This window comes from Rhodovarius sp., assembly GCF_040399605.1.
Classification (GTDB): domain Bacteria; phylum Pseudomonadota; class Alphaproteobacteria; order Acetobacterales; family Acetobacteraceae; genus Rhodovarius; species Rhodovarius crocodyli_A.
This window is the reverse complement of sequence record NZ_JBBARU010000053.1, coordinates 13238-23873: the sequence shown is the minus strand read 5'-3', so window position 1 is coordinate 23873 and position 10636 is coordinate 13238. Positions and strand designations below refer to the sequence as shown.

General features: G+C 64.7%; 7 protein-coding genes and 1 pseudogene. 4 read left to right on the top strand and 4 right to left on the bottom strand.

Annotation, left to right across the window (positions count from 1 at the left end):
* Both ABWP84_RS13320 and ABWP84_RS13315 read left to right on the top strand, forming a co-directional pair.
* A pseudogene (locus ABWP84_RS13320) lies at window positions 1-2014 on the top strand (glycosyltransferase); the annotation flags it as partial.
* A 40-nt stretch (window positions 2015-2054) separates the two neighbouring features.
* Complete coding sequence (locus tag ABWP84_RS13315) at window positions 2055-2837, top strand: sterol desaturase family protein (protein ID WP_353212527.1); 783 nt, start codon at window positions 2055-2057, stop codon at window positions 2835-2837.
* Between the two features lie 15 nt (window positions 2838-2852).
* Here the strand turns inward: ABWP84_RS13315 and ABWP84_RS13310 are convergent, their stop codons facing one another.
* The 3 genes from ABWP84_RS13310 to ABWP84_RS13300 form a co-directional block, all read right to left on the bottom strand.
* Complete coding sequence (locus ABWP84_RS13310) at window positions 2853-3815, bottom strand: N-carbamoyl-D-amino-acid hydrolase (RefSeq protein ID WP_353212526.1); 963 nt, start codon at window positions 3813-3815, stop codon at window positions 2853-2855.
* A complete protein-coding gene (locus ABWP84_RS13305; protein ID WP_353212525.1) occupies window positions 3812-4762 on the bottom strand; it encodes an N-carbamoyl-D-amino-acid hydrolase in 951 nt (316 codons plus the stop codon). The genes ABWP84_RS13310 and ABWP84_RS13305 overlap by 4 nt, the downstream gene beginning before the upstream one ends.
* A 64-nt stretch (window positions 4763-4826) precedes the next feature.
* Window positions 4827-6200, bottom strand: coding sequence for an amidohydrolase family protein (locus tag ABWP84_RS13300; protein ID WP_353212524.1), 1374 nt, complete (start codon window positions 6198-6200; stop codon window positions 4827-4829).
* Window positions 6201-6271: 71 nt separating this feature from the next.
* Between ABWP84_RS13300 and ABWP84_RS13295 the strand changes: the two genes are divergently transcribed.
* Entirely contained in the window at window positions 6272-7813 is a 1542-nt protein-coding gene (locus ABWP84_RS13295; protein ID WP_353212523.1) for an MmgE/PrpD family protein, read from the top strand.
* Here ABWP84_RS13295 and ABWP84_RS13290 read toward each other — a convergent pair.
* A complete protein-coding gene (locus ABWP84_RS13290) occupies window positions 7810-8832 on the bottom strand; it encodes an alpha/beta hydrolase (RefSeq protein WP_353212522.1) in 1023 nt (340 codons plus the stop codon). The two genes, ABWP84_RS13295 and ABWP84_RS13290, sit on opposite strands and share 4 nt — an antisense overlap.
* An 87-nt stretch (window positions 8833-8919) precedes the next feature.
* Here ABWP84_RS13290 and ABWP84_RS13285 point away from each other — a divergent pair, with 87 nt between their 5' ends.
* Window positions 8920-10050, top strand: a complete 1131-nt coding sequence (locus ABWP84_RS13285) for a bifunctional 2-methylcitrate synthase/citrate synthase (RefSeq protein WP_353212521.1) — start codon at window positions 8920-8922, stop codon at window positions 10048-10050.
* Window positions 10051-10636 lie beyond the last annotated feature (586 nt).

Here is a 10636-nt window from a genome sequence, read left to right as displayed (position 1 = left end):
TGCCCAGGACGAGCCGGATGAAGCGCTGCTGCAGGTGGTCAATGCGCCCATCGCCTTGGCACAGGGCTGCGCGGTGCCGATCACCCGAATGATGCTGCATCTGCGCGCCAGCCTGCGGCTGGAGGCGCGGTGGCATCTGCGCACGGCGGAGAATCGTTTCGCCTTCCTGTGCTGGTATGTGCGTGACGCACCCGGCCATGTCGCCAGCGGCGGCGTGCCGGTGCCACAGGCGATCAGCGGCTTTCTCAATGCCGATGCCTTGCCCGATTGGGCCGCGCCGCTTGGGCTTTCCCGGCTGATCTTCCATCATTGGCGCAGCGGCCACCACGCGCCACATCTGCTCGACCCGATGATGGTACAGGCGCTGCTCTTCGCCTGGGTGACGGAGGAAATTCCGTATTACCACATGGATGCAGCCCTGGTGCCGGAAGCCGCACTGGCGCTGCTCGAGAGCCTCGCCCCTGGTCAGCCCTCCCCTGGCATCATCTCCTGCTTTGCCAGGCTGCAACATGGCGGTAGCGCCCTGCTGCGCGAGCGCCATGACCTGACCACAGAGGAGGGCCAATTGGGCTGCGTTTTCGCGCTGCTCATCAGCCCGGCGCCGCAGATGTGGCGCCTCCGCCTATTGGGGGCGGCGGCGCTGCGCCATTTCGCCGAAAAGCTGGATGACCATCCAGAGGCGCTGACGCGAATGGAATTCCTGATGGCCGCCTGTTGCGGTGTGCTGGGCGGGGGGGCTGGCGAGGCTGAACCCATCTGGCGCTCTTCTCGCCTGCAGCATTGGTTTGCCGGGCTCGTCTGCCAGCTTCGGCCGGATTTTCGCCGCTTCTCCTCGCTCTATCGCCAAGGCCAGGGCGGGGCTGGCCCGATACCGCGCGCGCCGCGCTGCACGGTGATCGGCATGGCCGATTCCGCCACAGGGCTTGGGGTGAATCTGCGCATGACCACCCAGGCGCTGCGCCGCATCGGCATCCAGCCAGTGCTGCGCGACCTGAGCCAGGGCCTGCCGGAGGTCCCACTCCCCCCGCTGCCTGCCGCCACCGCGGAGGTGATGATGCAGCGCGATGTGGTGATCATCCACATCAATGCCGATCAGGCGCCGCAAATCCTGGCCCATCCTGCCGGTGGCGGCCGGCCGGGCAGCTATCGCATCGGCTTTTTCCTGTGGGAGATGGAGGTGCTGCCACAATCGCACCGCCTGGCGCTGGATCTGCTGGATGAGATCTGGGTGCCATCGGCCTATCTCGCCCGGGTCTATGCCGCAGCCTTCGACAAGCCAGTGATCAATATGCGCAAGGGCATCACCCTGCCAGCCACCATCCCACCCCTGCCCAGGGCGCGCTATGGCATCGAGGCTTCGGCCTTTTGCTTTCTCTGCTCCTTCGATTTCCACTCCGCGGTGGAGCGCAAGAACCCCATGGCGGCGGTGCAGGCCTTCCAATTGGCCTTTCCGCCCGGGGATGACAGTGTGCGGCTGGTCATCAAATCAACCGAATTCGTCGCCGATCATTGGGGCGACCCGCATGGGCAATGGCAGGCCCTGCAGGCAGCCTGCCTCGCGGATTCGCGCATTCATCTCATCGTCGAGGCGATGGGTTTTGATGATTACCTCGGCCTGATCGCCGGCACCGATTGCGTGGTATCGCCGCATCGGGCGGAAGGCTTTGGCTATCTGCCCGCTTACGCCATGCTTTTGGGCAAGCCGGCCATCATCACCGATTATTCCGGCACCCAGGAATATTGTGACGAGACGACGGCCTTTCCGGTGCGCGCCACCCTCCGCCCGGTCCAACCGGTGGAGGCGTATTATCCGATGGAGGGCGCCTATTGGGCGGAGGTGGATGTGCCGCATATGGCCGAACGCATGCGCGAGGTGCTGGCCGACCCGGCCGCCGCCCAACGGCGCGCCGCCGCCGGCCGCACAAGATTGCAGCAGGAATTCAGCGAGGCCGCCCTGGCCGCCCGCTACGCCGACCGTCTTCGCGCCCTGGGCGCGATAGAGAGGGATTGGTAGCCCCCCTACCGGTGCGCCCCGGCCGGCCCATATCAACGCCATGTTGACGCATGAGCCCATGCTGCGCCTGGGCGCTTTTCTGGCCATCCTGGCCCTGCTGCTGCTGGCGGAAATGCTGGCGCCCTGGCGGGTGGCACGCCCCTTGGGCGCGCGGCGCTGGTCGCATCATTTTGGGCTTTTGATGCTGGGCGCGCTGCTGGCCCGCCTGCTGGTGCCGGCCGGGGCGATGGGGGCGGCCTTCTGGGCCCAGTCGCGCGGATTGGGGCTGCTGCCCATGCTGGATCTGCCGCTTTGGGCCGCCATGGCCGTGAGCGTCGTGTTGCTCGACCTGCTGATCTATTTCCAGCACCGCCTCTTCCACGCCGTGCCGCTGCTGTGGCGGCTGCATCGGGTGCATCACGCCGATACCGAGATGGACGCCACCACCGGGCTGCGCTTTCACCCGCTGGAATTGCTGCTCTCGGTGTTCATCAAGATGGCGGCGGTCATCGCCCTGGGGGTCCCGCCTGAGGGCGTGCTGCTCTTCGAGGTCATGCTCAACGCATCGAGCATGTTCGAACACGCCGCCATCACCCTGCCACCCAGGGCGGATGCTGCACTGCGCCGGGTGATCATCACCCCCAGCCTGCACCGCATCCATCATTCGGAGCGGTTGGAGGAAACCAACAGCAATTTCGGCTTCAACCTCAGCCTATGGGACCAGTGGTTCGGCACGCTGCGGCGGCATCATCAGGGCGCATTGCGCTTGGGGATCGGCCGCTATGGCCAAAAGCGCGACCAGCGGCTGGACCAATTGCTGCTGCAGCCGCTGCGCCGGGATTAAGGCGGGCCCCCCCCCTCAGCCAGGCCGCCAGGCCGGGGGCGGTGTGCTGCCAATTTGCCCGGTGATGCTGCCATAAGCCTCTGGCCGACGATGGGCGGCGAAGTTGAAAATAGTGCTGCGCCCCAGCGCGCACATGCCCAGATCAGCCTCAACCGTGATCAGCTCATCCTGCCAACTGGTCGCCTGGGCCATGATCTCGCCCTGCGGGTTGACGATAATGGAATGGCCGAAAAGTTCGTGCCCATCCTCAGTCCCCGCCTTGGCGGTGGCAACCGCGAAGCAGGCATTCTGATAGGAGCCGGCGCGGATGGAGAGATGGCTATGCTCCACCCGCAAATGATGCGCCTCAAAGCCGCGATTATCCATGTTCAGGCTGGGCGTATTGTAACCGAGCATGACGAGTTCCACCTGCTGCAACCCCATCACCCGCCAGGCCTCGGGCCAGCGGCGATCATTGCAGATCATCATGCCGATATTGGCCTCGGTGTCGCCCAGCGGCGCGCGGATCACCGGAAAGCCCAGATCGCCCACCTCGAAATAGCGCTTTTCTAGATGCTGGACCTTGCGGATAGGGTCGAAATCGCGGTGCCCGGGCAGGTGCACCTTGCGGTATTTCAGCACCGTCTCGCCGCTCGGATGCACATAGATGGCGGTGTTGAAGTGATGCCCATCCGGCGTCTTTTCCGCATAGCCGAGATGAAAGCCGATGCCGTATTTCTTCGCCGCCTCAAACAGCGGCGCCGTGGCATTGGAGGGCATGGAGGTCTCATACCAATGCGCGGCATTGGCGATATCCTCCTCATACCAGCGCGGGAAGAAGGTGGTGAGTGCGAGTTCGGGGAAGACCACCACCTGCACGCCGCGCTGATGCGCCTTTTCCATCAGCCGCAGCATGCGGCCCACCGCCACGTCGCGGCCCTCGGCCTTCTGAATGGGGCCGAGCTGGGCTGCGGCGATGACGAGTTTTCTGTCGCTCATGCGATGGGCTCCACGCCGGCCTGTTCCACAATGCGGCCGTAATGCTGCGGCCGGCGGTGAAAGCCGAAGTCAAAAATCTTACCCGGCCCCTTGCCCTGCATGCATTTTTCGAAGTCGCATTCGGCGATGATGATCTCGTCCTCCAGCGTCTTGGCCTGGGCCAAAATCATCCCGTTGGGGTCCACAATCACGCTGCCGCCAATCAGCCCCGCGCCATCCTCCACCCCCGCCTTGGCCACGGCCACGGCGAAGGTCGCGTTGAAATAGGCATTGGCCTGGGCCGAGAGAATCGAATGGAAGGTGCGGATTTCGAGATTCTCCGCATCGCCGCCATTGGGGTCATAGGCGGCGGAGTTATAGCCGAGCACCATCAGTTCCATCCCCTGCAACGCATAGCAGCGCCAGGCCTCAGGCCAGCGGCGGTCATTGCAGATCAGCATGCCCATAATGGGCGCGCCCCATTCCTGGGCGCCGCGAAACGCCTGAAAGCCGCCATCGCCATATTGGAAATAGCGCTTTTCCAGCTGCTGGTAGCGGTTGCCCGGGCGCGGCTCCACCGAGCCTGGCAAATGCACCTTGCGGTATTTGCCCAAAATGGCGCCATCCGGCCCCACGGTGATGGCGGTGTTGAAACGCTGCCCATCCTCGGTGAGTTCGGCGTAGCCCAGGTAAAACCCCACCGCCAATTCCCGCGCCCGGTCGAACAGCCTTTGGCAATTCGGGTTGGGCATGGCGCGCTCATACCAGGTGTCGAGTTCCTGCGTGGTCTCCATCAGCCAGCGCGGGAAGAAGGTGGTCAGCGCGAGTTCGGGGAAGACGACCATTTGCGCGCCCTGCGCTGCCGCCTGCTCCAGCAGCGCGATGAGGCGGTCAAGCGTCTGCGCGCGGTTATCCGCGCGCTGGATGGGGCCGGTCTGGGCGCCGGCGATGATGAGAGAGCGTGTCATGGCGGAAAGCTGCCCCCACGCCCCCGCGCTGGCAAGGCTCAGCCGGCCAGTTCCGCGCAGCCGCTCATGCCCAGAACTGCTCGCGATGTTGGCGCGGCACGAATTGCCCCGTGCCGGGCCGTGCCAGCACGCTCTGGCCATCCCAGATTTTCGCGCCCCGCAGATAGGTCGCCGCCACCCGTGCCCGCATCGCCCGGCCGTGATAGGGCGACCACTTGGCATCCTCCCGGTCCTGGATATCGGCCTCATCGAAGACAAAATCGCCGCGCTCCAGCACGCAGAGATCAGCGTCAAAGCCGAGTCGGATTGCTCCCTTTTTCGGGTAGAGCCCATGGAACTTCGCCGGCCGCTCGGCACAGAGCGAGGCCATCAGGCTCAGCGGCAGCCCCCGTTCCAGCAGCAACGTGGCCATCAGCGGCGCAAAGCTCTGCATGCCGGTCAGCCCCGCGCCACAGGCGAAAATATCGCCATTATAGACCTTCTTGGAGCGGCCCCAGGGCGCGTGATCGGTGCTGACATAGCCAATCTTGCCAGCGGCCAGCACGCCCCACATCCGCTCCACCTCCTCCGCCGTGCGGAAGGGCGGGTTGCATTTGCCGAAGCCGGCGAGGCGCACCAGGTCCTCCTCGGTCATGCAAAGATACTGGATGCACACCTCGCCCGAGGTCTTGGCACCCTGGTTGCGGAACATCTCGGCCAAATCCAGGCCGCGCGCCAGCGAGGAATGGGCGATATGCACATGCGCCCCCGTCTCCATCGCCATCTCGAAGATGGCGAGGTCGGCCATGGTCTCACACAGCGGCGGGCGGGTACGGGCATGCATGATCGGGTCGGTCCGCCCCGTGGCTATCGCCGCCGCAATGGCGCCCTCCACAATCTCCTGATCCTCATTATGGATGCCCACCATCAGCCCGGTCTGGGCAATCCGGCGGAAGGCCTCGACCATGGTGGTATTGTCGATGCGCGGGAATCGCGTGGCGTCATATTCATAGGTCGAGAGCTTGAAGGAACAGGCCCCGGCCTCGGCCAGGCCGGCAATGGCATCAAGGCCATTATGCTTGGTGATGGTGCCATAGAGCGCCATATCCATATGGCTGGTGCGGTTCACCCATTCCACCTTCTCGCGGAAAATCGCCGCATCGGTGGTGGCGCGCGGCACGTCATAGGGCATGTCGACGCAGGTGGTGACACCGCCGGCAGCGGCCGACATTGAGGCCCCCTCAATGCCAGGAAAACCCACGGCACTGCCGGTATGCATATGCCCATCCACCAGCCCGGGCAGGATGAGCATGCCGCTATGGTCCAGGATTTCGGCCGCTGGCGGCAGCGCGCCCTGGCCGATGGCGGCGATCACCTCGCCGCGGATGGCGACATAGCCGCGCTCCATCACGCCCTCGGGCAGAACCACATCACCCTTGATCACTCGGTCGAACTGCATAATGCCCTCATCTTGTTGGTCTGTAGATCAGCCGCTACAGCAATGCGCAGTCAGGCATGAGGAAACACGTGATGCAATTGCACGAGGTCAAGGTTCATCCCTCCAAGGCGCTGCTCAAGCGCGAAGACCAGCTGGCCTGGAAGATGGCCGGTGTCGCCACCGATAAGGTCGCCGTCCAGAAGGACGTGGCCGAGATGATCATCAACCGGGTGATCGACAATGCCGCCGTGGCCATCGCCTCGGTCAATCGCCGCCCCGTGGTCTCCGCCCGCGGCATGGCGCTCGGCCACACCAAGAAGGGCAGTGGCGCCACCGTCTTTGGCATGCCCAGCTCGGCCACCGTCAGCCCCGAATGGGCGGCCTGGGCCAATGGCACGGCGGTGCGCGAGCTGGATATGCACGACACCTTCCTCGCCGCCGATTACTCCCACCCCGGCGACAATATCCCCCCCATCCTCGCCGTGGCGCAGGCCATGGGCCGCTCCGGCCGCGATTTCCTGCGCGGCGCGGCGACGGGCTATGAACTGCACATCAACCTCGTGCGGGCGATCTGCCTGCATGAGCATCGCGTGGACCATATCGCCCATCTCTGCCCCGCCTCGGCGGCCGGCATTGGCACGCTGCTCGGCCTCAAGCAGGAGGTGGTGTTCCAATCCATCCAGCAGGCGCTGCACACCTCCATCTCCTTCCGCCAGAGCCGCAAGGGCGAGATCAGCTCCTGGAAGGCCTATGCCCCCGCCCATGCCGGCAAGCTGGCCATTGAGGCGGTGGACCGCTGTATGCGCGGGGAAGGTGCTCCTTCGCCGATCTATGAGGGTGAGGACAGCGTCATCGCCTGGGTTCTGGCCGGCCGCACCCAGGCCGACAGCAAGGGGCGCAAGACGGTCTATGACCCCGTCTATTACCACGTGCCGCTGCCCGCCGCCGGTGAGGCCAAGCGCGCCATCCTGGACAGCTACACCAAGGAGCATTCGGCGGAGTATCAGAGCCAGGCGCTAATCGACCTCGCCTTCCGCATGCGCGAATCGATCACCGATTTCGACGCGATCGAGAAGATCACCATCCACACCAGCCATCACACCCATTACGTGATCGGCACCGGTGCCAATGACCCGCAGAAGATGGACCCCAAGGCCAGCCGCGAAACGCTCGACCATTCCATCATGTATATTTTCGCCGTCGCCCTGCAGGATGGCTCCTGGCACCATGTGGACAGCTACGAGCCCAAGCGCGCCGGCCGCAAGGACACGGTCGCCCTTTGGCACAAGATCGAAACCCGCGAGGCGCCGGAATGGACCGAGCGCTATCACTCGAAGGATCCCGATACCCTGGCCTTCGGCGGCCGGGTCGAGATCCTGTTCAAGGATGGCTCGACGCTGGTCGATGAACTGGGCGTGGCCAATGCCCATCCGCGCGGCGCCCGCCCCTTTGCCCGCGAGCAATACATCCACAAGTTCCGCAGCATGACCGATGGCATCATCACCGCGCGGGAGGCCAATCGCTTCCTCGAGGCGGTGCAGAACCTGGCAAAGCTGCCAGCGGGCGAATTGGGTCAGCTCAATATCGCCCTGCCCAAGGGGACGCTGCTGGAGGCGAAGCCGGGGATATTCTAAACCCCGATCATGGCCAGCCCCACCCGGCCGACAAGGCCATAGGGGTTGGCCATGGTCTCGATGATTTCGAAGTGATTATAGCCCTCGCCGCGTATGGCCTGAACCGGCTTGCCGGCGGCGGCCACATCCCTGGCAAAATCCCGCGCCATGCGCTGGAATTCCGGTGTCTCCAGGCTGCCATGCACCACCATCACCGGCGCATGCAGCCGGGCGATATGGCGCTGGGGTGAGAGCGCCTCCTCCATCGCATCGGTGAAATTCACATAGCGGCTGCGGGCCGAGAGCCGCGCGCCACGCAGATCATACAGCCCGCTCACCAGCAACCCGCCCTTGAGCACATCTGCGGCCAGGCCCCAGCCGGACCAATCCGTCGTCAAGGCAACTGCTGCCATATGCGCCCCCGAGGAGTGGCCGGCGATAAAAATCCGCCCAGGGTCGCCACCAAAACCCGCAGCATTGCGCGCAACCCAGGCCACAGCCTGGCGGATCTGCTGCGCGATGGGCAGCAGGTCTCCGCCCATATCCTGCACGGCGGCGAAATCGGGCACCACAAAATGCACCCCCGCACGCAGCATGCATTCGGCCGGGAAGGCATAATCGCGCGCAAGCCCGCCACGCCATGCCCCGCCATGGATGAAGATCAGCACAGGCGCCGGCGCGGCGGCGCTGGTGCGGTGGATGTCCAATTGTTCGATTGCAGCACTGCCATAGGCCTCGCGCTGCGGTGCACCCATGGCTGCGCGCGCCAGGGCACTGTTGGAGGCATAGCGGCCCAGCACCTGGTCACGATTGGGCGCATAGGCGCCCTGGTCATAGGCGGCATCGAGGGCTGCCTGGTCCATATCGCGCCAGACCAGCGGCCCACGGGCCGGGGCCTGCTGCGCGCTGGCCTCGGCTGCCGGCAAGGGTGGGGTGGCGGCCGATGCGGCGCGGCGTGGGATGGCGGAGTGCATCATCGGCTCCCTGTTCGGCGCCAGGATGGCGGCGGCAGCACCGCGCTGCAACGCCCCGCGCGGCATGGGATTCGCGGTGAAGCCCGTGGCGCAATTGCGCGGGCCAAACACAGGCGTAGAGTGCGCCGCACAATCAACGCATCGAGGAATGCCATGAGCGAAGCCGTCGAAGTCCGCAAAGGCCTAGTGGGGGTCTATGCGGATGATTCATCCGTCTCGAAGGTGATGCCCGAGACCAATAGCCTCACCTATCGCGGCTATGCCGTGCAGGATCTGTGTGAGCTCTCCAATTTCGAGGAGGTGGCCTATCTGCTCTGGCATGGCGAATTGCCCAATGCCGCGCAATTGGCCGCCTTCCAGGCCGAGGAGCGGGCCAATCGTGCGCTGAGCCCGGCCACGCTGCGGGTGCTGCGCGAATTTCCCCGCAATGCCCACCCGATGGACATGATCCGCACCGCCATTTCCTTCATGGGCATGGAGGACCCTGAGGTGGCCGATGTGTCGGACGCGGCGCAGCGGCGCAAGGCCATGCGCATTCTGGCCAAGGCGCCGAGCGCGGTTGCCGCCGCCAACCGCCTGAGCAAGGGGCTCGAGCCCATTGCCCCCGATGCCGCGCTGCCCTTCTGCGAGAATTTCTTCAACATGGTCTTCGGCAGCGTGCCGAAACCCGAGGTCATCAAGGCTTTCGACGTCTCGATGATTCTCTATGCCGAGCACACTTTCAACGCATCGACCTTCGCCGCCCGCGTGGTCACCTCCACCATGGCCGATATGCATGGCGCGATCGTGGGCGGTATCGCCGCACTCAAGGGCCCGCTGCATGGCGGCGCCAATGAGGCGGTGATGCACATGCTCAGCGAAATCCCATCCCCCGATGTGGCCGAGGCCTGGCTGCGGCAGCGCTTCGACCACAAGGCGCTGGTGATGGGCTTTGGCCATCGCGTCTATAAGAGCGGCGATAGCCGCGTGCCGACGATGAAAAAATACGCCGAGATCATGGCCGAAGTGGTGGGCGACCGCCGCTGGATGAACACATCTGCCGTGCTGGCGCGGGTGATGCTGGCCGAGAAGAACATCCATCCCAATCTCGATTTCCCCGCCGGCCCCGCCTATTTCCTGATGGGCTTCGACATCCCGATGTTCACGCCGATTTTCGTCTGCAGCCGCATCACCGGATGGGCCGCGCATGTGCTCGAACAAGGTGCGGATAACCGGCTGATCCGGCCGCTATCGCACTATACCGGGCGTGAGCAACGCAGCGTTGTGCCGATGAGCGCGCGCTGAATTGCAGCCCTGAGGTTACGCGTTGTGATGCGCGCGTGACCGCGGGCTTAGCAAAAATACTGCCAACTTGTTCGAAAGTGTTTGACAGGCGCGCGGCGCATTCAGATAGCGTCGATTCATTCGTGCAGTTGACGCGCGATTCGCGCGAATGCGGATCGGGTTTCACGTCAGCGGCGCGCGATGGAAAAGGGAAAAGCTGAGCCATGTCGGGCGCGATGACGACACTCTCCCGTCAGCATCGGAGGTGCCATTCGGCAGCGGAATTACAAGCCGCGAATGCCGCCATGCGCCACGCTCGTATAGCCTATGCGGTTATCCCTGGCCCGGCTTGGGGCTGCCCCATCGCCTGCGCGAATGTCGCGCTGAACGCGCTGGACGGTTTCCACATGCCAATCCACGGCCTCGCTGCGAGGCTGCCGTGACACACCCGACTGACCAGATGATTTCATCCAAGGAGACATCACACGTGACCGACGAAACCCAGACCACAGCGCGCGCCCAAGCCATGGCCGTTGCAGCACCCAAGCGCGCCGCCAAGCCCGCCACCGCGCGCAGCCGTGCCGCCGCCAAGAGCCCTGCCGCCAAG